Origin of the sequence: Catellatospora sp. IY07-71 (genome assembly GCF_018326265.1) — a bacterium.
Lineage (GTDB): Bacteria > Actinomycetota > Actinomycetes > Mycobacteriales > Micromonosporaceae > Catellatospora.
In genome coordinates, this window is sequence record NZ_AP023360.1 from 4,712,094 (window position 1) to 4,736,993 (window position 24,900).

20 protein-coding genes and 1 pseudogene are annotated in these 24,900 nt (G+C 72.0%); 10 read left to right on the top strand and 11 right to left on the bottom strand.

What is annotated here, in order from left to right:
* The first annotated feature begins 247 nt into the window (after nucleotides 1-247).
* From CS0771_RS21055 to CS0771_RS21065, 4 genes and pseudogenes are all read left to right on the top strand, one after another.
* Nucleotides 248-625, top strand: a complete 378-nt coding sequence (locus tag CS0771_RS21055) for a hypothetical protein (protein WP_212842581.1) — start codon at nucleotides 248-250, stop codon at nucleotides 623-625.
* 1 nt (nucleotide 626) lies between these two features.
* Entirely contained in the window at nucleotides 627-2,351 is a 1,725-nt protein-coding gene (locus CS0771_RS21060; RefSeq protein WP_212842582.1) for a caspase family protein, read from the top strand.
* A gap of 383 nt (nucleotides 2,352-2,734) precedes the next feature.
* Nucleotides 2,735-3,202, top strand: a pseudogene (locus CS0771_RS39695) (aminoglycoside phosphotransferase family protein); the annotation flags it as partial.
* 286 nt (nucleotides 3,203-3,488) lie between these two features.
* Complete coding sequence (locus CS0771_RS21065; protein ID WP_244870928.1) at nucleotides 3,489-4,091, top strand: HD domain-containing protein; 603 nt, start codon at nucleotides 3,489-3,491, stop codon at nucleotides 4,089-4,091.
* Nucleotides 4,092-4,168: 77 nt separating this feature from the next.
* Here the strand turns inward: CS0771_RS21065 and CS0771_RS21070 are convergent, their stop codons facing one another.
* Complete coding sequence (locus CS0771_RS21070; protein WP_212842584.1) at nucleotides 4,169-5,788, bottom strand: trypsin-like serine protease; 1,620 nt, start codon at nucleotides 5,786-5,788, stop codon at nucleotides 4,169-4,171.
* 236 nt (nucleotides 5,789-6,024) lie between these two features.
* The gene (locus CS0771_RS21075; protein WP_244870929.1) at nucleotides 6,025-6,591 is read right to left on the bottom strand and encodes a TetR/AcrR family transcriptional regulator; all 567 of its coding nucleotides are present in this window, start codon (nucleotides 6,589-6,591) and stop codon (nucleotides 6,025-6,027) included.
* A gap of 167 nt (nucleotides 6,592-6,758) precedes the next feature.
* On the opposite strand from CS0771_RS21075, the gene CS0771_RS21080 reads away from it, so the two are divergent.
* Nucleotides 6,759-7,697, top strand: a complete 939-nt coding sequence (locus CS0771_RS21080) for an SDR family NAD(P)-dependent oxidoreductase (protein WP_212842586.1) — start codon at nucleotides 6,759-6,761, stop codon at nucleotides 7,695-7,697.
* Nucleotides 7,698-7,938: 241 nt separating this feature from the next.
* Here the strand turns inward: CS0771_RS21080 and CS0771_RS21085 are convergent, their stop codons facing one another.
* Entirely contained in the window at nucleotides 7,939-8,718 is a 780-nt protein-coding gene (locus CS0771_RS21085) for an alpha/beta fold hydrolase (RefSeq protein ID WP_212842587.1), read from the bottom strand.
* Nucleotides 8,719-8,809: 91 nt separating this feature from the next.
* On the opposite strand from CS0771_RS21085, the gene CS0771_RS21090 reads away from it, so the two are divergent.
* Complete coding sequence (locus CS0771_RS21090; RefSeq protein ID WP_212842588.1) at nucleotides 8,810-9,148, top strand: hypothetical protein; 339 nt, start codon at nucleotides 8,810-8,812, stop codon at nucleotides 9,146-9,148.
* A 100-nt stretch (nucleotides 9,149-9,248) separates the two neighbouring features.
* Here the strand turns inward: CS0771_RS21090 and CS0771_RS21095 are convergent, their stop codons facing one another.
* Nucleotides 9,249-10,928 carry a fibronectin type III domain-containing protein gene (locus tag CS0771_RS21095; protein ID WP_212842589.1) on the bottom strand — a complete coding sequence of 560 codons (1,680 nt, stop codon included), beginning with the start codon at nucleotides 10,926-10,928 and terminating at the stop codon, nucleotides 9,249-9,251.
* Nucleotides 10,929-11,228: 300 nt separating this feature from the next.
* On the opposite strand from CS0771_RS21095, the gene CS0771_RS21100 reads away from it, so the two are divergent.
* Nucleotides 11,229-12,845: an ATP-dependent DNA helicase RecQ gene (locus CS0771_RS21100; RefSeq protein WP_212842590.1), complete on the top strand. Its 1,617-nt coding sequence runs from the start codon at nucleotides 11,229-11,231 to the stop codon at nucleotides 12,843-12,845.
* A 95-nt stretch (nucleotides 12,846-12,940) separates the two neighbouring features.
* Here the strand turns inward: CS0771_RS21100 and CS0771_RS21105 are convergent, their stop codons facing one another.
* The 5 genes from CS0771_RS21105 to CS0771_RS21125 all read right to left on the bottom strand — a co-directional run bounded on the left by CS0771_RS21105 (nucleotide 12,941) and on the right by CS0771_RS21125 (nucleotide 18,477).
* Entirely contained in the window at nucleotides 12,941-13,549 is a 609-nt protein-coding gene (locus tag CS0771_RS21105; protein ID WP_244871393.1) for a vitamin K epoxide reductase family protein, read from the bottom strand.
* Between the two features lie 37 nt (nucleotides 13,550-13,586).
* Nucleotides 13,587-14,228, bottom strand: a complete 642-nt coding sequence (locus CS0771_RS21110; RefSeq protein WP_212842591.1) for a thioredoxin domain-containing protein — start codon at nucleotides 14,226-14,228, stop codon at nucleotides 13,587-13,589.
* A gap of 254 nt (nucleotides 14,229-14,482) precedes the next feature.
* Nucleotides 14,483-15,349: a hypothetical protein gene (locus CS0771_RS21115; protein WP_212842592.1), complete on the bottom strand. Its 867-nt coding sequence runs from the start codon at nucleotides 15,347-15,349 to the stop codon at nucleotides 14,483-14,485.
* Nucleotides 15,350-15,547: 198 nt separating this feature from the next.
* Nucleotides 15,548-16,363, bottom strand: coding sequence for an META domain-containing protein (locus CS0771_RS21120; RefSeq protein WP_212842593.1), 816 nt, complete (start codon nucleotides 16,361-16,363; stop codon nucleotides 15,548-15,550).
* Nucleotides 16,364-16,593: 230 nt separating this feature from the next.
* A complete protein-coding gene (locus CS0771_RS21125; protein ID WP_212842594.1) occupies nucleotides 16,594-18,477 on the bottom strand; it encodes a Calx-beta domain-containing protein in 1,884 nt (627 codons plus the stop codon).
* A gap of 294 nt (nucleotides 18,478-18,771) precedes the next feature.
* Between CS0771_RS21125 and CS0771_RS21130 the strand changes: the two genes are divergently transcribed.
* Entirely contained in the window at nucleotides 18,772-19,479 is a 708-nt protein-coding gene (locus tag CS0771_RS21130) for a carbon-nitrogen hydrolase family protein (protein ID WP_244870930.1), read from the top strand.
* A gap of 228 nt (nucleotides 19,480-19,707) precedes the next feature.
* Here CS0771_RS21130 and CS0771_RS21135 read toward each other — a convergent pair whose 3' ends face one another.
* Both CS0771_RS21135 and CS0771_RS21140 read right to left on the bottom strand, forming a co-directional pair.
* Complete coding sequence (locus CS0771_RS21135) at nucleotides 19,708-20,358, bottom strand: response regulator transcription factor (protein WP_212842596.1); 651 nt, start codon at nucleotides 20,356-20,358, stop codon at nucleotides 19,708-19,710.
* Nucleotides 20,346-21,557 (bottom strand): histidine kinase, encoded by a 1,212-nt coding sequence (locus CS0771_RS21140; protein WP_244870931.1) that lies wholly within the window; start codon nucleotides 21,555-21,557, stop codon nucleotides 20,346-20,348. Before CS0771_RS21140 ends, CS0771_RS21135 begins: the two co-directional genes overlap by 13 nt.
* 109 nt (nucleotides 21,558-21,666) lie before the next feature.
* Between CS0771_RS21140 and CS0771_RS21145 the strand changes: the two genes are divergently transcribed.
* Both CS0771_RS21145 and CS0771_RS21150 read left to right on the top strand, forming a co-directional pair.
* Complete coding sequence (locus tag CS0771_RS21145) at nucleotides 21,667-22,404, top strand: ABC transporter ATP-binding protein (protein ID WP_212842598.1); 738 nt, start codon at nucleotides 21,667-21,669, stop codon at nucleotides 22,402-22,404.
* On the top strand, nucleotides 22,401-24,836 hold the full coding sequence (locus CS0771_RS21150) for an FtsX-like permease family protein (protein WP_212842599.1): 2,436 nt from the start codon (nucleotides 22,401-22,403) through the stop codon (nucleotides 24,834-24,836). The genes CS0771_RS21145 and CS0771_RS21150 overlap by 4 nt, the downstream gene beginning before the upstream one ends.
* Nucleotides 24,837-24,900: the final 64 nt, after the last annotated feature.

Sequence of the window (24,900 nt, forward strand, 5' to 3'; positions counted from 1 at the left end):
GCGACAGTGCGCGTTGCGCTGATCCACCACGATACCGCCCCACTGCCGACACTATTCGTCGAGATCCCGCGCCAGCGCCTGGCATCTTGGCATGAAGATGCCAGTGCGCCGAGTGTGTCGACAACCCGACTGTCTGCGGGCAGCACGCATGGTTCTCATTTACCGGCCATCACGGAAGCATTGGCAGGCGATAAAGAGAATCTGTGCCGGATGTTGAGGCACCGGGCCGAGAAAGCAGGAGGTTGCCGTGGAAGTCCGCATGACAGTTGATGGCCCGACCGAGAACCTCTTGATCTTGCGAGATTGGCTGCAAAACGAGCCCGAACTGCGCGGCAGGGTAGCAGTGGCCGACCTTCCTTCGGCGGAAGGGACGATGGGCGTAACCGCCGAGCTCGTCATCCAGGCGGCCGCCGTGGTCGTAAGCGGCGGAACGTTGTGGCTGGCACTGTCGAGGTCATTGGCTTCCTGGCTTACTCAGCGCCGCTCCGATGTGACGGTCAAGGTGACTACGTCCGATGGCCGTGAGGTAGCTGTGGACGCTAAGCGAGTGGCCGACCCGGAGCGGCTATTGCGTGAAGTGCTTGGCGTAACTGTCCAATCGCCGCAATCACTGCCGGAGAAATAGAGTGCGGCTACCTGATCCAGCGCAGTCACACGCACTCTTGATCGGGGTCAGCTCTTACGCCTCCGATCGGCTTCCCGAGCTACCTGCCGTGCGGAACAATCTCCTAGACCTAGCCGAAGTTATCACCAACGAGAGTATTGGAGGTATTGAATCCCGGAACTGCCACGTGCTGGCCGACCCAGCCGATCCCCGCACGGTGTACAGGGCGTTGCGCAACGTAGCTTCTATCGCCGAAGACACCTTGGTTGTCTACTTCGCCGGCCACGGCAGGATTGGCCCGCGAAATGAGCTTTACCTCAGCCTGGCCGACACCGACACCGACGAGTTGAGGGTGAGTGCACTTGCCTACGACGTCGTGCGGGAAGTGCTGAGTGAAAGCCCTGCGAAGAATCGTATTGTGTTGCTCGACTGCTGCTTTAGCGGTCGAGCCATCCCGGATATGAGCGGCGATGACCCCGTAGTCGGACAGATGCAGATCGAAGGTACATACATTCTCGCCGCCACTGCCCCCAACAGTCTGGCCCTCGCTCCGGTTGGTGCCAGGAACACGTCGTTCACGGGGGTGCTCATCGAGCTACTGCGCGACGGCGTGCCCGATGGACCGGAGTTGATGACCTTTAGCACCATCTACCGGCGCCTTCTGAATACAACCGCTTTGAGAGGGCTTCCGAGGCCCAGGCAAGGCGGCACCGGCACCGCGGACAAGCTCGCGCTCACGCGTAATCCAGCGGCCAGTTCATTCATTTCAGATAGCCCCGGTGCTCCAGAAACCCGGTTACCGTCAATCGCATACGTGCACGGTCCCGTGGCGAAGAATGCGTCACCGGGCACAACCAGTGCACAGCCCGCCACGGCGCTGCGGTGGTCGAAGTACTTCGAAGCTGCTGGGTGGACGGCCTTGGCCGCCGGCGGGATCTCGGCCCTACTGCAATTCGTGGGTCTGTTCTTAGAAGCTACGGTGATGCGCAAACATGGTTATATCGTCGGTTATACCCCTTATGCCTCGGATTGGTTTTGGATCGCCGCGCTCTCCTTGTGCAATGCCTCTATCGACGGCTTCGTGGGCACTGCAGTCTGGCGCCTCGGACGTTCCGCGCGTTCGGTTAACATGGCGGGGCTCGGATTGCTGATCGGATACGTTCTACTCGACTGCGTTGCCATGCCTGCAGAACTGCTACTCGGCCTCGGTGGCGCAAGCCTGCTCGTCGACGGACAGATGATACGTTTCGGCGATTATTATCTGCATGAAATTCTTGGATATGCCGTTCTCGTTGCCAGGTGCGCGCTGGTGATCGGCGCGATATTCGCCATCGTCGGGCTTTCCCGGAAGCCCAGGCGACCCCAGTTGCGGCTTCCGTTAAGTAAGCCAACGGCACTCATCATGATCGTTTGCGGAATAGTCAACGCGTGTATGCTGTCCTACGCTCATGGGGATCGTCCAGCATCGGTACTCTGGATCGGCACGACCGTACTCGCCGTATTGATTCCGGTCGTGGCGGTCGCGATACGGCCGCAGGCGCTTGGTGGCGGCCTGATCTGTAGCTGGCTCGTAATTGTGTTCTCCAATCACGTCGTCCCGCCGGCGTCCTGGGAATATGCGGCATTTCAGGCGACGAACGTCGTATTGTGCATTTGTTCGATCGCATATTTTCGCCGTCGAGGAAACGACCGACGAACGCGCCTGCCAGAGCCTTATATACTTTCCCCCGCCGAAGCGCAACATTAGCGGCGCAGCCCGAATCGTGCGCGCAGTATGCCGTCGGCGCGAGTCGGCAGGGTTCCCGCAGTCTCGCGTCAGGCTCTGAGTCCCGATGCCGGACGCCCTCGCGGCGCGCGCCGAGGCGACCGCACCGTGATCCTGCGTGAGCCGTCCGGCCACCTCTGGGTGTCCTGACTCACCTGGAAGGCGTGCCGGAGGAGGAGTCCCGCCGCCGATTGACGCGACGAAGTTGAGTAGCTGCACCAGCACACTGCGGCATAGGCTGCCCCGATGCAGACCCATTAGCCGTGGACTGCGGCGTGTTGGTCAAGCGATACCTCCTGGGGCCGCGACGAGCACCGTCGCGAGTGGCTCATCCTGAACCACCTGCACCGCCACCTCCCCGCCTGGTGCCCGAGCCACTGGCGCGGGAACTCGACGCCGTGCCCCCGTCAGTGACGATGAGCGTCCTGCCCGGTGTGCCGCTTTCCGGCCCGCTGTCCACGGCCCAGCTCGACGGCCTGGCTGCGGCGCTGCGCCGGATGTGGTCGGTGCCCGCACAGGACCTCCCGCCCCGCAGGTACCACCCGGCGGAGGCGGTCGCGGCGGCGCGTGCCATGTACGCGTCGGCGACTCGGCCCGGACGGGATCGCCGGGGAGGCGTTCGATGCAGCGGTCGCGTTCCTGTCCCGCCCCACCGCGACGACGCGGTGGACACCGTCGTCGGCCACTGTGATCCCCACCTGTCCAACTATCTGTGGGACGGCCGGCGGGTGCGCGTCATCGACTTCGAGGACGCCGGTGGCTCGGACGTCGCCTACGAGGTGGGGACCCTCGTCGAGCACTTGTCCTCCCGTGATGCCGACTGGACCCGCTTCCTGGCCGAGTTCGACGTCGACCCCGACCGGCTGCGCTGGTCCCGTGGCGTCTTCGCGGCGCTGTGGTGCTACTGGCTTGCTGCCGGGCAACGGCGCGGCCGGGCGCAATCCTTCCGGCACGCTGCAGGCGCAGGCCGCCCGCCTGCTGGAGCTGGTCAGCTGAGCCGCCGCAGCGCGGCCGCGAGCGCGTCGCGAACGCTACAACCGCACCGGCGCGAGGTTTGCCGTCCTGGACTCCGGAGCCATGGGGCAAGCCGTCGAGGGGCCTGGCGGCTAACCTTCGCGGGTGACGCCGACCCACCCGCGCCGCGGTGCGCTCGATCTCGTTCTTACCGAGGCGGCCGACCCGCCGCTGCGGCCACTGCCCGACGAGGTGGTGGCTATGCTGTCCGCACTGGACGCGCCGCCGCGGCTCGCCGCGCACCTGCGGGCGGTGCACGACGTCGCCGCCACGCTCGTGGAGCAGGTCGTGGCCGCGTACCCGGCGCTGGTCTGCGACGCCGCCGAGGTCTGCTTCGGCGCGGCGACGCACGACATCGGCAAGGTGCGGCATCCGGCGGAGCTGTCCGGGCCCGGCTCGGCGCACGAGCCCGCCGGCTATGAACTGCTCCGGCAGCGGAATGTGGACCCGCGCCTGGCCCGCTTCGCTCGGGACCACGGCTCCACGGCGTATGAGCTGCTCAGCGTCGAGGATCTTCTGGTGGTGCTCGCGGACAAGGTCTGGAAGGGCAAGCGGGTGCCCGAACTGGAGGACGCCTTCGTGACCCGCCTGTGCGCGGCCACCGGCGAGCAGCCCTGGGAGGCGTTCCTCCGCCTTGACGGCATCCTGGAAGCGCTGGCTGAACACGCGGATGCCCGACTCGCTTTCCAGTCCCGTCATCCGCTCTAGTCCGGTCTCGTGCTCGGCCGCTGCCTTGCGGCGTGCCGCCCGGCTACCTGTGGGGCCGGGCGGCACGCGTCCGATGGCTACGCTGCCAGGAAGCGGGCCAGGTTGGCGACGATCTCATCGGCGTCGTCCGCCCGCAGGCCGTCCTGCACCCAGTTGATGTCCATGAAGACGGCGAGGCGGCCGGCGCCGACGGTCATGTCGGACTCGTCCCAGACTGCCGCGACTGTGACGCCCTCCGCGCTGGCGAACACGTTCTCGGCGTCGACCCCGCTCATACCGCCTGGCGCCGATGGTGACCAGGACGTGATCGCGTGGGGTGTGGTGGCCGCACCGCCGACGACGCCCGCGTTGACGGTGATCGGCCCGCCCGGATCGCCCAAATCTCCGATGTGGACTGGATCCGTCAGCACGGCGCCCACGATCACCTGGTCCGCGTCGTTGAGCTGCTCGCAGCACGGCCGCTCGCCGGTCAGGTACACCCCGCCGCCGCCGAGCAGGAACGCCTGCAGTTGCTGTATCTCGGCCGCGGTCGGGCCGGTGTGCGCATCGAACCACCAGACCTGCCGGTATGCATCCAGCGAGTCGGGCAGGCTGGTCCGCGTCTCGACGACGTACCCCGCCGCCTGCAGTGTCGCGCCCACGAACGTGGCTTCGGAGCCGTTCTCGCCGGGTCCCGCCAGCAGAATCTTGCCGGCGCCGCACTCGGCGACCTGCGACCGCATCGGCATGAGATCGATGCCGGTCCGCGCCAGGTTGACCACCTGGGCGCCCTGCTCCACGAGGCACTGGAAAGCGCCGCCGTCGGGGATGTGGCGGCGGAAGCCGTCGGCGTCGATCAGCCATGACGCACTGGTTGCCGGATCCCGCACGATGCGGCCGGGCACGGGTGTGGGAATGCCGGTGAGCTGCCGCAGCCAGGGCAGGGTGTCGGCGTCGAACAGCGCCTCACCGTACTGTTGGAGGTCCTGCGGCAGGTAGCCGGTGAAGACCGCAGCCTGCATCGGGGTGCCGTCCACGTCGACGACCCAGGGGCCGCCGCTGTCGCCGGCGCCGCCCCGCGACGTCGTGCGGTGGAGCAGACAGATCCGTCCGTGAGTCGCCCAGGAGCAGTCGGTGTCGACAGCGGTCGTCCCGGGCCTGGTCCGTCGCAGGGTGCCGGACTTCTCGTGCGCCTTCTCCGCCTGCTGCAGGGGCCGGGTGTAGCCGTACCCGTAGAGGGTGGAGTCTGTGCCGTCGGCTGCGAACCGTGCCCCCGGCAGGATCGGCAGCGGCTTCGCGGTGGACGCCTTGTCGAGTTCGAGCAGAGCCACGTCCTGGTCCAGGCCGCCGGGTGTGGCAAGCTCGCGGTAGCCCTGGATCTCGATGCGCTTGACACCGAACCGAGTGCCTCGGCGCTTGCCGTCGGCTCGACCTACCTCGACAGTCAGCGACTTGGGCTTCGTGGTCAGGTATCCGCCGTCCTTCAGCTCCGCGACGCAGTGTGCCGCCGTGAGCACCCACGAGGGCGCCACCAGCGCGCCTGAGCAGCTGCCGGTCTCCACCAGTCCGAAGAGCGTCGACGACGTGAGGTAGGCCGTCCATGACGGCGCGGACGGCGGTTGCTCGCCGTCGATGACCGCGTGGGCGGTGCCCGCGGCGGCCATGATTAGGCCGAGGGTGCACGCGAGCACGGTGGTGGCTCTGCTGCGATGTCTCATGAGATCTCCCGAACGGTGCGACACTGCCCTGTCGCAGCATTCCGTGCAGGTCGGGGCCGGTGGCATCGGGTGCGGGGGCGTAGTGTTCGGGAGCATCGCGGGGATCGGGCCGCGGTCGACGGAAGGCTGGCGGGTGACCTCGGTGCGACGGTGACCTCTCGACTGCTGTGTCACCGGGCCGGTGCTGTGGTATGCGCGCCGTCCCGCGAGATGCTCTCCTGGGCGCGGGGCGGCGGTCAGCGCCGGTAGCGCAGGCCATCCATGAGCAGGTCGAGCAGGCGTCCCGCCTGGCCGGGGCGGGATTGGTCGGCGGTGGCCAGGGACACCCCGCCGAGGCCGATCAGCACGTCGTCGGCGGCGACGTCGTCGCGGACGGCACCGGTCGCCACCGCGGCCGCCAGCAGGGCGGTGATGGCGCCGACGAGCCGCTCGCGGCTGTGCGCGTAGGGGTCGCCGCCGGAGGCGATCACGGCGCGCAGCGCGTCGGCCATGCCGCGTTTGGTGGACAGGTACTCGAAGAACAGGTCCATCCAGGTGCGCAGGGCCCGATCGGGGGGCAGCTCCGCGAGCAGGCCGGGCACCGCGTCGCAGAGCCGGTCCAGCTCCTGCCGGTACGCGGCCTCGATCAGCGCCTCGCGGGTGGGGAAGTGCCGGTAGAGGGTGCCGATGCCCACCCCGGCCTGCTTGGCGATGGCGTCGAGGGAGACCTGGGGCCCGTCGTGGGCGAACGCCTGCGCGGCGACCTCGAGCAGCCGGTCGCGGTTGCGCTGGGCGTCGGCGCGCAGCGGCCTGGGGGCGGTCACGGCTCCTCCTCTCCTCGCGCCGGTGCCGCAGCTCATTCTGCTGACCAGCCGTTCGCTTGCAAAACGGAGGATCCTCCGGATAGCGTGAAGGGCGTAGCGGAGGGGCCTCCGGTTGTTGACTGTACCGGAAGGGCTGCTCCGGCATCGTCGATCAGGACGGAAAGATCATGACCACTCGTATCACCACGCCGTTCTCCGCCACGTCCACCGCCGCCGAGATCGTGCAGGGCGTCGACCTGACCGGCCGCCGCGCCGTCGTCACCGGCGCAGCCTCCGGCATCGGCGTGGAGACCGCCCGGGCGCTGGCCGCCGCGGGCGCCGAGGTGACCCTGGCGGTACGCGACACCGCTGCCGGCGACCGCACCGCCGCGGACCTCACCGAGTCCACCGGCAACAAGGAGGTCCACGTCGCCCGGCTCGACCTGGCCGACCAGGACTCCGTCGCCGCGTTCACCGGGGCCTGGGACGGCCCGCTGCACATCCTCGTCAACAACGCCGGGATCATGGCGTCGCCGCTGATGCGCACCCCGCAGGGCTGGGAGATGCAGTTCGCCACGAACCACCTCGGGCACTTCGCGCTCGCCCGCGGGCTGCACGGCGCGCTCGCGGCGGCCGGTGACGCCCGCGTCGTGTCGGTCAGCTCCACGGCGCACCTGCGCTCGCCCGTCGTCTTCGAGGACATCCACTTCGAGCGGCGCGAGTACGAGCCGTGGCTCGCGTACGGGCAGTCGAAGACCGCGAACGTGCTGTTCGCCGTCGAGGCGTCCCGGCGCTGGGCCGCCGACGGCATCGTCGTCAACGCGCTCATGCCGGGCGCGATCAGCACCAACCTGCAGCGCTACATCACCGAGGAGGACCTGGTCCGGCTGCGGGCGCAGCTCGACGCGGCCGAGGTCTTCTGGAAGACGCCCGAGCAGGGCGCCGCGACGTCGGTGCTGCTCGCGGCCTCCCCGCTGGTCGCCGGTGTCGCCGGGCGCTACTTCGAGGACTGCAACGAGGCCGGGCCGAACCAGCCCGGCACGCGTGGCGGCGTGGCGGCGTACGCCCTCGACCCGGCGGCCGCGCAGCGGCTCTGGGAAGTCTCCGAGCAGACCCTGGCGGCCTGACGCCGCTCCGGCTCGGCTGGGCTGGGCGAAGTTGCAGTTTCGGGGAAACTGCAGCTTCGCGAGGCAAGGGCGCCGCAGTTTCCCCGAAACTGCGAAGGCCGGAGGGGCCGGGGCCGTCCGTGCCGGGCCTTCACGGCGGGGTCCGGCACGGTGCTGAACGGCGGTGACGCCACCCGGCGCGAACGCCACCCCGCCGCACGGGCGGGCGATGTCCATGCCGTGCGGCAGGCCCCGCGCCCGCCTAGCCCGCCAGATCCTGGGTAACGCCGTGCTGCAGGAACCTGGCGATGGCGGCGAGGAACGCCGCCGGGGCGTCGCGGCGTACGCAGTGACCGGCGTGCGCGACCCGCTCGGCGCGGAACGGCCCGCCCGCGGCGTCGGCGCAGTCGTCGGCGTCCGACGGAGCCAGCAGGCCGCCCCGGGCCACCTCGCCGTAGAGCAGCAGCGTCGGGCACGCCGCCCCGGCCAGCGAGTCGACCAGGGACGGTCCGGTCTCGTACGGCAGGTCGTAGAAGCGCGGGTCGAACTCGCCCTTGCTCACCGCCCACGGCTCGAACTCGGCGTCCGGCCAGCCCGGGTTGTCGGCGCGGCCCTTGGCGATCCGCTCGGCCAGGTCCAGTGCCTGCAGTTCGGCCAGCCAGGACGGCATACCGTCGGCGGCCAGGGTGTGGTGCGGGCCGGGCGGGTCCTCCAGCACCAGCGCGCGGACCAGATCCGGCCGGGCGGCGGCCAGCGCGGCCGCGGCCAGCGCGCCCATCGAGTGCCCGATCACGACCAGCGGGCCCGCGCCGAGCGCGTCGAGCACCAGCGCGGCGTCGGCGGCGTTGGCCGCGGTGCCGGTGGGCCCGTCCGGCAGGCCGGAGGAGCCGTGCCCGCGCGCGTCGAGGGTCACCGCGCCCGCGTACGCGGTCAGCCCCGGCAGGACCGGGTCCCAGCACGCGCCGGAGTCGGAGAAGCCGTGCAGGAGCAGCATGCCCGGCTCGCCGCCGTGGCGTGACCAGGCGATGTGGGCGGTGCGCACGTCGTCCTCCATGATCTCGGGCCGATGAGGGCCGACGTTACACCGGCGGTGGCCGCGCCGGCGCGGTACGCGCGGCGGCTAGGGTGCGCTCGTGACGCGATCATTGGACGGACTGCGCTTCGCCGCCGTGTCCGAGGTGGCCGGCGGCGAGGTCGGCACCGACACCGTCTTCACCTACCACGAGCGGGACGCCGAGATCTGGGCCGAGTACGCGGGCGGCGCGATCCGGCGCGGCTTCCTCGTCGGCACCCGCGACGGCGACCGGCTCGACTTCCGCTACGCCCAGCTCAACCTGGACGGTGCCACGTCCACGGGCCACTGCGTGTCGCTGGTGTCCGCACTACCCGACGGCCGCCTGCGCCTGGACGAGACCTGGCAGTGGGAGTCCCGCCCCGGCCACGGCACCAGCGCGGTGGTCGAGCTGCGCTGAGCCGCGCGGGCGTACCCCCTAGATCATCCGACTTGCCTGGCATCCGGGCGAATCTTGGGCGCACATCCGCCCATCTGCCAGGCAAGTCGAGCGATCTTGCTTACGAGGCGGTGCAGGAGAAGGTGGTCGGGAGGGTGGTGGTGTTGTTGGGGCGGGTCGCCTGCAGGCCCCAGGTGGTGCTGGCGCCGGGGGCGAGCGAGCCGTTCCAGGCCAGGCTGTTCTCGGTCACGTTCTGGCCGCTGATCACGGCCGCCTGCGGCCAGGAGCCGGTGTGGGCGTGGCCCGAGGGCAGCGTCACGGTGGACGACCAGCTGCTGATCGCGGACGAGCCGGTGTTGGTGACCGTCACGGTCAGCACGTAGCCGTTGCTCCACTGGCTCTGCGGCGACACGGTCGTGGTGCAGCCGCCACCGCCGCCCCCACCCGTGGTGGTGACGTTCACGATGCCGGAGTACGCCGAGGAGCCCGCCGAGTTCACGGCCCGCACCCGGTACCGGTACGTGGTGTTCGCGGCCAGCCCCGAGTCGGTGAACGAGGTGCCGGTGGGCGTGCCGACCTGCGTGAAGCTGGTGCTCGACGCGCCGGTGGCCCGCTCGACCTGGTAGCCGCTCACCGTGCCCGACGACGCGGCCCAGCTGAGCGAGACGCCGCTGGAGGTCACGCCGGACGCGCTCGGCGTGCCGGGCGTGCCGGGCACCTGCGTGCCGCCACCGGTGGTGGTGACGTTCACGATGCCGGAGTAGCTCGACGACCCGGCCGAGTTGGTCGCCCGGACGCGGTACCGGTACGTGGTGTTGGCGGCCAGGCCCGAGTCGGTGAACGACGGCGAGCCGGACGTGCCGACCTGGCTGAAGCTGGTGCTCGACGCGCCGGTGGCCCGCTCGATCTGGTAGCTGCTCACGGTGCCGGACGATGCCGCCCAGTTCAGCGAGACGCCGCTGGAGGTCACGTTGGACGCGGTCGGGGTGCCGGGCGTGCCGGGCGGCTGGGTGCCGCCGCCGTTGGTGACCGATGCCGAGAACGAGTTCACGGTCAGGCCGACGCCGCCGATCCACGGCTCGAAACCGGCCTGCACGCTGGTCAGGTACCAGTTGTTGTTGCCGTACTGCGAGCCGCGGGTGAACGTGTCGCGGACGAAGTCCATCACGTCGAAGCTCAGCGAGTTGATGACCGACCCGGTGAACAGGTAGGACACCACGTTGTTGGCGCCGTTGCTGCCGGTCCAGACGGCCCAGCTGCGCCCGGCGATGTTCGCGGTGCCGGTCTGCGAACCGATGGGCTGGATGCTGCCCTGCCGGTTGAACCAGATCATGATCTCGGTGTCCTGGACGCCGGAGACGTTGGTGTCCGCGTTCAGCCAGATGTCGTACGAGGCGTTGTAGGTGCCGCTGCCGGGGTACGAGTAGCTGATGCTGCTGCTCGCGGTGCCGATGGTGCTGAGCTGCTTGGGCAGCGGGGAGCTGGGGCTGCAGTTGCTGTAGTGGCAGCCCAGGAAGATGGACGGGTAGGAGACCGGGGCACCGGAGGTGCTCCCGACGCCGTCCTGCTGCGTGATGCTGAACCCGTTGCTGGTGGTGTTGATGCACTGGGTCGCGGTGGTGCCCCAGCGGTTGTTCTGGATGACGTAGTTGCCGGCGACCACGGTGCCGTACTGCTCGCAGATGACGGCGGCCTGGGCCGGCTGGGCCGCGAGCAGGCTCACGGCGGTGGCGGCGACGGTCAGCAGGGCGGCTGACACGATCGTGGTGAGGCGATGTTTTCTGCTCGTCGTGGCGTGCATGTCACTCCTTGGGCAGGGAGGAGATCGGGGACGGTGCCAGACTGGGAGCGCTTCCACCGGACACCATAGGCCATCGTCGAACTGTGTGTAAACAGAACCATTGACAGAAGTCGCTTGCATGGAAGTTACACGCGCGCAACGGTTCTGTTGCCTCCCCGGCCCGGTTTCCTTGATCAACAGGAGCTGTGGCCGTGACGCGCCGCCGAACCGTGCCATAAGTTCATGATCAACGGGGTACGGGCGGGCGTGTGGGAGGATGCGGCGTTTGGCGGCGGGTGCCGTCGGGGAGGGAGTGACGCGGTGGGGGAGCTGGAGCGGCTGCGCGAGGTCGCGGCGAAGGTGTACGGGTGGACGAAGCTGCGCCCGGCGCAGGAGGAGGCGATGGTCCAGGTCGCCGCTGGGCGCGACACGCTCGTGGTGTCGCCGACCGGGTCCGGCAAGTCGGCCATCTACCAGGTGCCCGCGCTGCTCGTGGGCGGGCCGACCATCGTGGTCGCGCCGCTCATCGCGCTGCAGCGCGACCAGGTGAAGAACCTCATCGACCGGGGCGCCCCGGACGCGCACGTGGTCAACTCGGCGCGCAGCGCGCGGGCCAACAGCGAGGCGTTCGAGGCGCTGCAGACCGGTGACGCCGAGTTCCTGTTCCTCGCCCCCGAGCAGCTGGCCAAGGACGAGGTCATCGCCGAGCTGCTGGAGGCCAAGCCGTCGCTGTTCGTGGTGGACGAGGCGCACTGCGTCTCCTCCTGGGGCCACGACTTCCGCCCCGACTACCTGCGCCTCGGCGAGGTGATCGAGCGGCTGGGGCACCCGACCGTGCTCGCGCTGACCGCGACCGCCTCGCCGCCGGTGCGCGCCGACATCGTCGAGCGGCTGCGCATGCGCGACGCCGTACAGCTGGTGAAGGGCTTCGACCGGCCCAACATCCGGCTGGAGGTGTCCCGCGAGGTAACCGAGCGGGAGAAGCGCCGCGAGATCATCGAGCGGATCATCGCGCTGGACCCGCCGGGCCTGCTCTACGTGCAGACCCGCGGCGAGACAGAGGAGTACGCCGAGGCGCTGCGCGAGGCCGGGGAGGAGGCGTACGCGTACCACGCCGGCCTGAGCGCGTCCGAGCGCGCGCAGGTGCATGACGCGTTCCTCGCCTCGGACCGGGTGATCGTCGTCGCGACGTCCGCCTTCGGCATGGGCATCGACAAGCCGAACGTGCGCTTCGTGGTGCACGCCGCCCCCGCCGAGTCGCTGGACTCGTACTACCAGCAGATCGGCCGGGCCGGCCGGGACGGCGACGCGGCGACCGCGGTGCTCTACTTCCGCCCCGAGGACCTGCGCCTGCCGCGCTTCTTCTCCTCCGGCACGGTCGACGAGGACCTGCTCACCCGCGTCGCGACCGGCCTGGAAGTTGCGGGCGGCCCGGTCCGCATCGACGACCTCGTCGAGGAGCTGGACGTCACCCGCGCCCGGGTCACCCGCTCGGTCAACCTGCTCCAGGAGGCCGCCGCCGCGCTCACCACCGGTGAGGGTGTGGTGTGGACCGGCGAGCACACCGTCGCCGAGGCGGTCCAGGCCGCCGCCGCGGAGGCCGCGCAGATGCGCACCATCGAGCTGACCCGCGTCGAGATGATGCGCGGCTACGCCGAGACCGACGACTGCCGCCGCCAGTTCCTGCTCGGGTACTTCGGCGAGGACCTCGCCGAGACCTGCGGCAGCTGCGACACCTGCGCCGCGGGCACCGCCGACGCCCGCTCCGACGTGGACACCGGCTTCCCGGTCCAGTCCCGCGTCACCCACGCCCAGTGGGGCCCCGGCGTCGTCATGCGCGAGGAGGACGACCGCATCACCGTCCTGTTCGACGAGGTCGGCTACCGCACCCTCTCCCTCAAGGCCGTCCGCGCCCGCAACCTCCTCACCCCCGCCTGAGAAGGAAGGGCACCTTCGTCGGCTCGCGTAAGCGAGACGAGCAGCAGCTCAGCTCGTTTTCCGATGTAGAAGGTGCCCTTCCTAACTCCTGCGGGTCAGGAGAGCATGATCTGCCACTGGGTCCAGAACGCCTGGGCGATCAGGACCACGGTGACCAGCAGCCACAGCGCCGGGCCGACCGCGTGCACGTCGACCAGCAGATCTACCGCCGGGCAGGCCCGCGCCGGCGTCCGCAGGTGCCCGTGCCGCAGGTTGTACAGCGTCGTGTACCAGAACATCAGCACCACGGCGACCCACACCACCATGCAGTACGGGCACAGCGCGCCGATCCGGTACAGCGACTGGAACATCAGCCAGTGCACGAACACCACCGCGAAGGTGACCCCGGCCTGCAGGCCCAGCCACACCCAGCGCGGCAGGCGTACCCCCGCCAGCAGCAGCACGCCCAGCGTGGCCACCACCGGGAACGTGCCCAGTCCCAGCAGCGGGTTGGGGAACCCGAACGCCGACGCCTGCTCCGTGATCATGACGGAACCGCAGGACAGCACCGGGTTGATGCTGCACGTCGGGGTGTACGACGGATCGGTCAGCAGGTGGATCTTCTCCACGGCCAGCGTGAACGCCGCCGCCGTGCCGAGCGTGCCGGTGACGGTCAGGATCCAGCCGATCGCCCGGTCGACGGTGGTCCGCCGGGGCGCGTCCAGCTCCTGCCCGTGCTCGGTGTCCAGGACGGTGGCCACGTCAGCCCGCCAGCGCCGCGTCGATCGCGGCCTTGAGGTTGTCGTACGTCGGCGTCTGCTCGAACTGCTCGCCGTTCACGAAGAACGTGGGGGTGCCGGTGACCCCGGCCGCGATGCCGTCCTGCCGGTCGGTCTCCACGGCCTGCGCGGTCTCCGGCGCGGCCACGTCGGCCCGGAAGCGGGTCATGTCCAGCCCCAGTTCCTGCGCGTACGCCTCGAACGTGGGCGCCTGGTTCGGCTGGTTGCCCCAGGTCTGCTGGTTGTCGTAGAGCTTCTGGTACATCTGCTCGAATTTGCCCTGGTTGCCCGCCGCCTGCGCGGCCAGCGACGCGGCCTGCGCGTTGGGGTGCATCTCCAGCGGGAAGTGGCGCACCACGTAGGTGATCTTCCCGGCGTACTCCGCGCGCAGCTTCTCCACGCCGGGGTACGCCGCGGCGCAGGCCGGGCACTCGAAGTCGAGGAACTCGACCACGGTGACCTTGCCGTCGGCGGCGGTGCCGAGCCGGTGCGACTCGGCCCGGACCAGGTTGGCGGGATCGCCCGTGGCGCCCGGTCCCGAGTTGCTCGCGAAGATCACGGCGCCGACGACGACCGCGAGCACGGCCACCACCACGCCGATCGTGAACTTCAGGTTGGTGCTCATCCCCGACGCCGGTCTCGCCACCGGCTTGCGGTTCTTGTTCCCGGGCCGGGCCGGCCGGGACGCGTTCGGTCGGGTCGTAGCGGGCATCAGACACCTTTCCCCGTATACCAGCCAAGGCGGGACGCATCGGCCGACTGTCTGGGGACTCTATTCACGAGGCCTGAGCGCCTGCTGAGAGCGCGCCGCGAGTCGGCTGTGGAGTGCCGCACACCGCTCGGGCGCGGGACCAAGGGCCCCGCGCCCGCTCAAGCCCGTCAGTTCGCGCAGATCGCGAAGGCGCGGACCTTCCAGTTGCCGGTGTACCCGGTCTCGTCCTCGGCCGCGCGCACCGTCACCTCGGTGGTCGAGCTGGCGTGCGCGGCGGTCAGCCGCACCTGGCCCTCGCCGCCCACGACCTCCGCGCCGACGCCGTGCACGGTGCGGCCGGGCGAGCAGCGCACCGACACCGACTGGGTGCCGGCGGAGGAGTACGCGCTGTCGGCGAGCAGCCGCTCGTAGCCTGCGGGCTGGTCGGCGCAGATCGCCCGCGCCTGGACCTGCCAGGTGGCCGCGAAGCCGCCCTCGGCCTCCGAGCCGCCCACGGTCACGCTGCTGCCGTCGATCCGCAGGTCCTGCAGCAGCAGCTCGCTGATCGAGGCGCCGTTGACCGCGCCGCCCACGCCCAGCGCGACCTGCCCCAGCGGGCAGCTCACCTGGTGCCAGTTGGTGCTCGGCGAGGCCCAGGCCGACGAGCCGGACACGATGGCGTACCCGGCCGGGGCGGGCGCGCACAGCACGGTCGTCGTCAGCGACCAGTTCGAGGCGGTGCCGGTGGTGTCCTCGCGCCCGGTCACCGACCAGGCGGTGCCGCCGGTCAGCGGCAGCATGAAGTCCATGCCGACCTGCCCGGCGGCGCCGGTGACCAGCCCGCCGCCGCCGAGCGCGACGGTGCCCGCCGGGCAGGCCTTGTTCTGGGTCTTGGCGGCGCTGTTGCTCGGGCCGGTCGAGGTCTGCCGGGTCAGCCCGGTCACCGCCGTCGCGGGGGCGGCCAGCGCCAGCTGGCTCACCGCCGCGGCGCTCAGCAGCATGCCGGCGGCCAGTGCCACTCGGGTGAGGCGGCCGCGGGTCGCTCGTGCCTGCATCGAAGTCTCCTGTTCGGTTGAGGAGGCTTCAACGTACGGACGCCGCCCGGCCCGGCAGTGCGGAGAAATCCACAGAGGACGCGTGGCCATGATTACAGGGACAGCTTTCTGACCTGCGGAAAGTCGCCGATCTGACGGAACGGGCACCACGCGGAGGGGCCGCACCGCGTCGCGGCACGGCCCCTCGGGCGCGGTGGTTCAGGAGGCGGCCGGGCTCGGCGCGGCCGACACCCGCAGCTGCAGGCCCTGGCCGTCCGCGCCGGTCAGCTCGAGCCGGTCAGCGGTGATCTTGTAGGTCACCTCGCCGCGCAGCGTCTTCAGGACCGCCCGCTCCAGCGTGCCCAGGTCGCCCGAGCAGGCGCGCCGGGTGCTGAAGATGCCGGAGAACGTGATCTTGTCACCGTTCACCACGGCGTTGCCGCCCAGCCGGTTGCAGCCGGTCGAGCCGGTCACCTTGCCGTCGGCGAACTCCAGGTACACGCCGCCGGGCTTCGCGGGCACCGAGCTGACGCTGTCCTTGTCGACCGTCGACTCGACGGACCAGCGGGTGCCGGCCAGCGGGCGGTCCGGGTCGGCGGACTCCTGGTCCTGCAGGGTGAGCTGGACCGTGTCGGTGCGCAGGGTGAGCACGTCCCCGTTGAGGTCCCAGCGCGGGTCCGCGGTGAGGAGGTCGGAGATCATCTTGTCCTGCGCGTGCAGCTCCGGCGAGCAGCCCATCTCGGTGGTGGCCAGGCTCGCCCCGTCGACGTGCAGCTTGCCGCCGGTGAAGTCGGCCGCCCCGCCCATGCTGTTGCAGCCGGCGATCGCCCCGATCCGCCCGTCGGGGTGCACCGTGAGGGTGATCCGGGTGCCCTTGACCAGCTCGGACGGCTTGCCGTCGCGGACCAGGCCGGTGGAGAGGAAGGTCCGGCCGGCGAGTTGGGCCCCGTCGGGGGCCGGTGCGCCGGTGTCGGAGGGCTGCTGCGCACACGCGCCCAGCAGCAGCACGGTCAGGAGGGGCACTGCTCTACGCACTGTCGTCACACTGCCTTCGACGTGTCCGGCGGCGCCGCCGGTTCCCGCCCGTTGCGGGGGTGACCGGAAGGCTACCGGCCGCGTACGCCACGCACGAGCCCGCTTCCGCGGGTCTGGCGCAGCGGAGAAACGGCTCACGCGCCGGGCCTGGTGGGGCGTGTCAGGCCCGGCGCGTGAGGGTTAAGAAGGGCACCTTCATCTACGTAGAACGATAAGAAGGTGCCCTTCCTTCAGGCGCGGCAGGGGTTGGCGGAGTTGCCGGCCTTGGCCTCGCCGATCACCACGTCGGTGAGGAGGGTGTCGAGGACGACGGCGCGCTGGACGACCCCGGTGGCGGTGGTGGTGGTGCTGTTGAGCTTCAGGCTGCCGACGGCCAGCGGGATGGTTGTCGGGCCGCTGCCGATCGTCACCGTGGCACCGTTGATCTTGAGGCTGCTGATGGTGGACGAGCCCGCGTACTGCGGGGACAGCCCGCCCGGGCCGGTGGCGCAGGTGGCCGAGGCGGTCGAGCTGATGACGCCCAGCTCGATGGTGACCAGGCCGCCGACGGTGATCTTCGTCGAGTCCAGCTGCGCGCTGGAGACCGCCTTGTCACCCGCGGCCGGTGCGCTGTTCTGGTTGTCGGGCGTGAGGTCGCTGCCCGCCGACAGACCGGTCGCGGTGACCGTGACCAGGCCCGCGTTCAGCGTGTTGTTCGGCATGGCCTCGCTGTCGTCGGCGCACGGGTTGTGCGGCGCGTTCGCCCGCGACGTCACCTGGCCGGCCAGGTCCAGCGCGGTGGCCTGGCAGGTGAAGACGCCGTCGCGATCGTTGTCGATGATCGTCGCCTCGGCCGAGCCGTCGGTCAGCGCCGCCCCGGCGGGCGAGCTGAGCCCGACCTTGAACGTCTCGTTCGGCTCGTTCACGGTGTCGTCGACGATCGGCACGGTGATCGACTTCAGCGTCTCGTTCGGCGCGAAGGTGATCAGGCCGGCGCCGCCGGTGAAGTCGGCCGCGCCCGCGGTGCCCGTGGCGGTCGCGTAGCTCACGCTCACCGGGTGCGGGGCCGGCACCGACAGGGTCACCGTGAACGACGCGGTGCCCGCGCCCTCGTTCACCGACAGGTCGTAGACGCTGATACCGGGCACGTGCACGGTCAGGGTCTGCACGTACCCGTGGCTCACGCCGTCGATGAGGAAGTCGACCTCGCACTGGTACGTGCCGCCCGCCGCGTCGCCGTCCACGTTCACCGTCTCGCTGAACGGCGCGTCGTCACCGCTGGTCACGGTGCGGCTCGCGGGGGTCGGCGAGAGCGACAGCGGCGCGTCGCACTCGACCTCGTGCGTGACGGTGACCTCGATGGCCTGGATGCCGGCCAGGATCGCGTCGGCGACCTCGTCGGCGGGCACGTTGTTGAGGAACACGCCGCCGGTGGCGGTGGTGACGGCCTCGATCTGGCCGCCGCTGTTCAGGCCGCCCGCGCCGACGTTCACCGCGACGACGCGTACGCCGGCCGCCTGCAGCGCGGCGATGACCTGGGCGCGGGTGTGGCCGTTGCTCGGGTCGTGCGACACGGCGTCGCCGAAGATCACCACGATCCGAGTGCCGCCGCCGCGGAACGTGACCGCGCCGGTGGCCAGCTGGTAGAGGGCGTTGAGCCCGTCCTCGGCGATGTCACCGCCGCCGCCCGCGGTCCACGCGCCGATCCCGGCCTGCACGGCCGCCTGGTCGGCGGTGAGAGCCTGGTCGACCGTGAAGCCCGGCGGATCGACGGCCACGTCGCGGTAGTCGGCCACCGCGAACTGGGCGCTGGGCTGCGCGGTGCTGACGGCCGTGAGGATCTCCCCGGCGTTGGTCTTCACGTTGTCGATCGCGGAGCCCATGCTGCCGGTGGTGTCGGCGAGGAAGACGATGTCCGGGTTCGGCGGCACCGCCGGGGTGTGCACGACCTTGCTGATCGTGGCGGTGCCGCCGGGTGGGAGGGTGCGGGTCACGGCGGATGGTTCGACCCCGGGGTCGGCCGCCGCGCTCGCGGGCACCGGCTGGGACAGCAGTCCCGCCGTGGCGAGCACGGCCAGCGCGACGAGGCTCGCCCGCCTGCGGTGCGGCGCCGTCCACCTGTTCTGGTGCGACATCTTCGGCACATCCTTTCGGGCAGCCGCCGGCATCCGGACGGGTTGCCGGACACGGTTGGCTGCGAGGTGTGCCTAGAGTCAAGGCGATGAATATCAAGGCCATCAACGCTTGACTATCCGGTTCGGGCCGCCTAAGTGACGCGGAGTGCTGAGCGTGATCGCGCCGCGTCACGGTGCCCGATCGCGCCGTTCGGCGTAACCCGAACGGGCTAGGCTGGCGGCGGCCGCGGGGTCGTGAGGTGAATGACTACCGCGTACACGTGTGACGGGTATTCGATAGCGGAGGAGCCTCGCGTGCAGCGCCTGCCCCTGGTCATCGCGGTGGCGCAGCCGCTGGTGGCGGCATACGACGTGGCGGCGAACGCCGCTGCCCACGCCGCCGCCGTGCACGCGGCGCAGGCCCGGGTGGTGGTCTTCCCCGAGCTGTCGCTCACGGGATACGAGCTGGACGCGCCCGTGCTCGACCCGGCCGATGCCCGCCTGGCGCCGCTCGTCGAGGCGTGCGCGGCGACCGGCACGCTCGCCCTGGCCGGGGCGCCCGTGGCGGGGGAGGGCGGCCGGGAGCACATCGCGGTGCTGGCCGTGGACGGCGCGGGCGCGCGGGTCGCGTACCGCAAGGTGCACATCCACGACTCCGAGGAGCGGTTCAGCCCCGGCCCGGGACCGGCGGTGGTCGAGGTCGACGGGTGGCGGCTCGGCCTGGCCGTCTGCCGGGACACCCGCTTCCCCGAGCACGACGCCGCGACGGCGGCGCTAGGCATGCAGGTCTTCGTCGCGTCGGTGCTGGACCACGAGCGCGACGCGCACGTCCCGGCCGAACGCGCCCGCCGCATCGCCGCCGCCCGCGGCGTGCCGGTCGCGATCGCCAGCTTCGCCGGCTCCACCGGCGGCGGCTTCGACCGCGCCGCGGGCGGCTCAGCGGTATGGGCCGCCGACGGCTCAGCGCTGGCCCAGGCCGGCGCCCTACCCGGTGCGACAGCACGGGCGACGCTGGCCCCCTGAGCAGCCCACACCCGGACACGTTCGGGAACCCCCCCACCGCCCCGCCCCTCCGAACCCGCGCCACCGACAGCACCGGCCATCTCGGCCGTGTCGTCGACCCGCGATCGCAGTTTCGGGGAAACTGCACGAGCGCGCGCGACTTCTCGCGCAGTTTCCCCGAAACTGCAAGCCGCCGCGCGTGCTCAGCCCTCCCCGAGACCGCGGGCCGCCGGGCCGGACCGCGTGTGTTCAGGCGCGGAGGTAGGTGAGGACGGCGAGGACGCGGCGGTGGTCGTCGGCGTCCGGGGGCAGGTCCAGTTTGGCCAGGATGCCCGCGATGTGCTTGGCCACGGCGGCTTCGGTCACCACCAGGCGGCGGGCGATCGCGGCGTTGGAGCGGCCCTCGGCGACCAGTCCCAGCACCTCGCGCTCGCGCGGGGTGAGCCGGTGCAGCGGGTCGCGGCGGCGGTCGAGCAGCTGACGGACCACCTCCGGGTCGATGACGGTGTGCCCGTCGGCTACCCGGCCCAGCGCGTCGACGAACTCGCCGACCTCGCCGACGCGGTCCTTGAGCAGGTAGCCGGTGCCCGCCGCGCGCCCGGCGTCGATCAGCTCGGTGGCGTAGGTCTGCTCCACGTACTGGCTGAGCACCAGGATCGGCAGCCGGGGCCGCGCGGCCCGCAGTTCCAGCGCGGCCCGCAGGCCCTCGTCGCTGAAACCGGGCGGCATGCGCACGTCGGTGACGACCACGTCCGGGTCCAGGGTCGACACCCGTTCCCGCAGCGCGTCCGCGTCGCCGACGGCGGCCACGACCTCGTGGCCGAAGTGGCGCAGCAGGCTGGTCAGCCCCTCGCGCAGCAACACCGAGTCCTCGGCCAGCACCACCCTCAGCGTTCGCACGGCAGCTCCACCCGCAGCAGCGTCGGGCCGCCCGCCGGGCTGGCCAGCAGCAGCCGCCCGCCGACCGTCGCGGCGCGGTCGGCCAGGCCGGTGAGCCCGGTGCCCCGGGCCGGGTCCGCGCCGCCCGTGCCGTCGTCGGACACCTCCAGCAGCAGGCGGCGGTCCTGCGTCCAGGCCGCGACCCGGCCGCGCGCCGCGCCGCTGTGCCGGGCCAGGTTGGCCAGCGCCTCGTTGACCGCGAAGTACGCGGTGACCTCGACCGGCGCGGGCAGCCGCCCGTCCAGCCGCAGGTCCAGCTCGACCGGGACCGGCGAGCGCCCGGCCACGTCCCGGATCGCCGCGGCCAGACCCCGGTCGCTGAGGATCTGCGGGTGTACGCCGCGGATCAGCTCGCGCAGCTCGGCCAGGGCGAGCGCGGTCTGCTGCCGGGCGTCGTCGAGCAGCGGCGCGGCGGCGTGGCCGTCGGCGACCTGGAGCCGGGCCAGGCCGAGCGTCACGCTCAGCGCGACCAGCCGCTGCTGCGCGCCGTCGTGCAGGTCGCGCTCGATGCGGCGGCGCTCGGAGTCGAATCCGTCGACCAGCCGTTCCCGCGAGCGCAGCACCTCGACCAGGTCGGTGTCGGCCGGGGCGAGCACCGCGCGAGCCACTGCGGCCCGTGCCCCCGCCCAGGCGGTGATCGGGTACGCCGCCAGCGGCAGCAGCACGCAACCGGCGGCGCACAGCAGCGCGGTGAGCCACGGCACGGCGGGCAGCTCGGCGCCCGGACCGCTCGGCTGCAACGGCGCCGACATCAGCAGCAGCGGCGGGAACAGCGACAGCATGACCACGCCCAGGTCCAGCCACCAGGCGACGCAGGCGCTGAGCACGGCGTAGCCGATCTCCCGCCAGGTGCCCGGCTCGCCCAGCCGCAGCGGCGGCCGCTGGGGCAGCGGACGGCCGTCGACCAGGCGCAACCGCCGCCGGTCGAACCAGGCGATCAGCGGCCCGGCCGCCACCACCACGAGCAGCCCGGCCAGCAGCAGCAGGATCAGCGCGGGGAGGCCGGGATTCAGCAGCTCGATGCCGGCCAGCAGGGCCAGCGGCAGCATCGCCGGGATCATCCCGGCCAGCAGATACGCCAGCGACCGCCACGGCCACGCCGACCGGGCCAGCCGCCAGGGCGGCGTCGCGGCGGCGGACAGGGCGGTGCGGGCGGTCACGGCACCGACCCTACCCAGCGCCGACGCCCCGGACAGTAGTGCTGGGTGTAGTGCCGATCCTCCCCCGGGCACCAGTGCGACGGGCCGCCCGCTCCGGTGGGGTGGTGTCATGACATCAACGGCGACGGTCCGCCTGAGCGCGGTCCGCAAGACGTACGGCACCGGAGCGTCCGCGGTCACGGCGCTGGACGGGGTGAGCGCCGAGTTCGCCCCGGGCACCTTCACCGCGGTCATGGGCGCCTCCGGCTCGGGCAAGTCCACGCTGCTGCAGTGCGCGGCGGGCCTGGACACCGTCGACGGCGGGCAGGTCACCATCGCCGGCACCGACCTGGCCAAGCTGTCCGAGCGGGCGCGTACGCTGCTGCGCCGCGACCGGATCGGGTTCGTGTTCCAGGCGTACAACCTGGTCGGCGCGCTGACCGCGGCGCAGAACACGGCGCTGCCGCTGCGGCTGGCGCGGCGCGCGCCCGACCCGACCGAGGTGGCGCGGGCCTTGGCCGAGGTGGGCCTGTCCGACCGGGCCGGGCACTACCCCGCGCAGCTGTCCGGCGGCGAGCAGCAGCGAGTGGCGCTGGCTCGCGCCCTGATCACCCGCCCGGCGGTGCTGTTCGCCGACGAGCCCACGGGCGCGCTGGACAGCACCGCCTCCGCCGTGGTGCTGGCCGCGCTGCGCCGGCTCGTCGACGTGTACGGCCAGACGGTCGTCATGGTCACCCACGACCCGGTGGCCGCGGCCGCGGCGGACCGGGTGCTGGTGCTGGCCGACGGGCGGCTGGTCGACGAGATCGCCGGGGCGGGTCCGGCGCAGATCGCGGCGCGCCTGGTGCAGGGTGGGGTGGCCGCATGATCGCGCTCGACACGCTGCGGCGGCGCTGGCCGAGCCTGCTCGGCACCGGCCTGACCCTCGCCGTCGCGGTGGCCGTGCTCACGGTGTGCGGTCTGCTGCTGGTCTCGGCCCGGCCGGTGCTGCCCGCCCGCTACGCCGCCGCGCCCGTGCTGGTGCGGCCGGTGCCGCCGAGCGACGGGGAGGCGTTCACCGAGCCGCGCCCGTGGCCGGTCGACCGGGCCGACGCGCTGGTCGCGGAGGTGTCACGGCTCGACGGGGTGCGCGCGGCGATCCCGGTGCACCGCTTCTACGCTCAGCTCCTGCGCGACGGCGCGCCCCTCGGCGACACCCGCGAGGCCGCGGGCTGGTCCGCGACGGCGCTCGGCGGCCACCGGCTCGTGTCCGGCCGCGCACCGTCCTTCATCCGCCAGGCTGTCGCGGAAGTGGCGGTGAGCAGTGCGCTGGGGCTTGCGCCGGGCGAGACGGTGACGTTGCTGACCGCGACCGGGCCGCAGGCGGTGACCGTGTCGGGCACGGTCGACGGGCCCGGCCTGTGGGTCGCCGACGACGTCGCGCGCGCCTGGACGGGGGGCGTGCCGGTCATCGGCCTGCTGACCCGCGACGGCGCCGATGCGGCCACGGTGGCGTCGGCCGCGAACGCGCTGGTCGGCGAGGCGGGCGTGGTGTCGCACGGGGACGGCCGGGCCGCACTGGAGCCGGTCGGCGACACGCGTACCCGGTGGATAGGCATGCAGGTGCTCAGCGCGCTGTCCGCGCTGGGTGCGTTCGTGTCGGTGTTCATCGTGGCGTCGACGTTCGCGTTCGCGACCCGGCGCAGGCACCGCGAGCTGGCACTGCTGCGCCTGCTGGGTGCCGTGCCGGGCCAGGTCCGCCGCATGATCCACGGTGAGGTGCTGCTGCTCGGCCTGGCTGGTGGCGCGCTCGGCGTCCCGATCGGGCTGGTGGCGGCCGCGCCGTTCGGGGACTGGCTGGTGCGGACCGGGTTCGAGCCGCCGACGTTCACGCTGACCTACCCGTGGTGGCTGCCGCTGGCGGCCGTGGCGGTGGGCGTGCTGGTGGCGCAGGCCGGTGCGGGGGCGGCGGCGCGGCGCGCGGCGCGGGTGAGCCCGCTGGACGCGCTGCGCGAGGCGGCGCTGGACGACCGGCCGATGGGCTGGGGCCGCTGGCTGGCCGGGGGTGCCGCGCTCGCGATCGCCGTGGTGTCCGGGGTGGCCGCGAGCGGGGCCGACGGGGCGAACCTCGGCTCGTATGCCCTGTACGCGGCGATGGCGCTGGTCACCGCGGCGGCCCTGCTGGCACCGGCGGTGCTGCCGCCCGCCGTGCGGCTGCTCACCGCACCGTTCGCGGGCAGCCGGGGCGCGACCGCGCTGCTGGTGCGCCAGCACACCCGCACGGCCGCCCGGCGCACCGCGTCGACCGCCGCGCCGGTGCTGCTCAGCGTCGCGTTCGCGGTGCTCGTCGGGGGCATGGTGCAGACCACGACCGCCTTCTACGGGCTCGACAAGGTCACCGCCGCAGGCGCGGCCGCCGTGGTGGTCCCCGACGGCACCCCCGGCCTGTCCGACGCCGCCGTCGCCGCCGCGAGCGGCCGCTCCGCCCTGCCCACGACCCTGTACGACGGCCCCGAGCCACTCCCCGCCGTGGGTGTCGGCCTCGCGGAGCACTCCCTGTTCACGGTCGCGGCGGGCGATCTGTCCGCGCTGGCCCGCCCGCCGCTGGCGGAAGCAACGCCCGCCGGCGCGCTGCGCGTAGCGGTGACGTCGGGCTTCGCGGAGCGGACCGGCTGGGTGCTCGGCAGCGGCCACCCGGTGTCCGGGCCGGACGGCCGCCAGCGCACCCTGTCGGTGGTCGCGGTGGTGTCGGCAGGCCCGGCACCGGCGGAGATCCTGCTGGACCGGGCGGCGGTGCGAGCGATGGACCCGTCGGCGCTGACCCCGGTCGTGTACACCGAGCAGCTTGTTCCCGCCGCCCCGCTGGCCGGGCTCGGCGCCCGGCCGCTGACCGCGGCGGCGTACGCCGAGTCGGGCACCGAGGAGGACGACCGCCTGGTCTGGGTGTTCACCGCGCTGCTGATCGGGGTCTCGGCCGGGTTCGGGCTGCTCGCGGTGGTGAACACGATGGTGATGTCGACCGCGGCGCGCGCCGGGGACCTGCGCGTGCTGCGCCTGTCCGGGGCGACCCGGCGGCAGGTGCTGGGCATGCTGGCGGCCGAGACGTCGGCCGTGGTCGTGGTCGGGGCCGGGCTGGGCCTGGGCGTGGCGCTCGCCGCGCTGGCCGCGATGGCGCGCGGGCTGAGCACGCAGCTGGGCGTGGCGGTGCCGATGGTCATCCCATGGGGCACGCTGGCCGCGACGGTGGGGGTGTGCCTGGTGCTCGCGGTGGCCGCCGCCCTCCCGCCCGCCGCCCGCCGCGGCTCCTTCTCCTTCGAGTGAGGCGATGCTCCCGCCACGCTGTCGCAGCGGCGGGGCGGGAGCGGTCGGCGCGTCGGGGACCGGT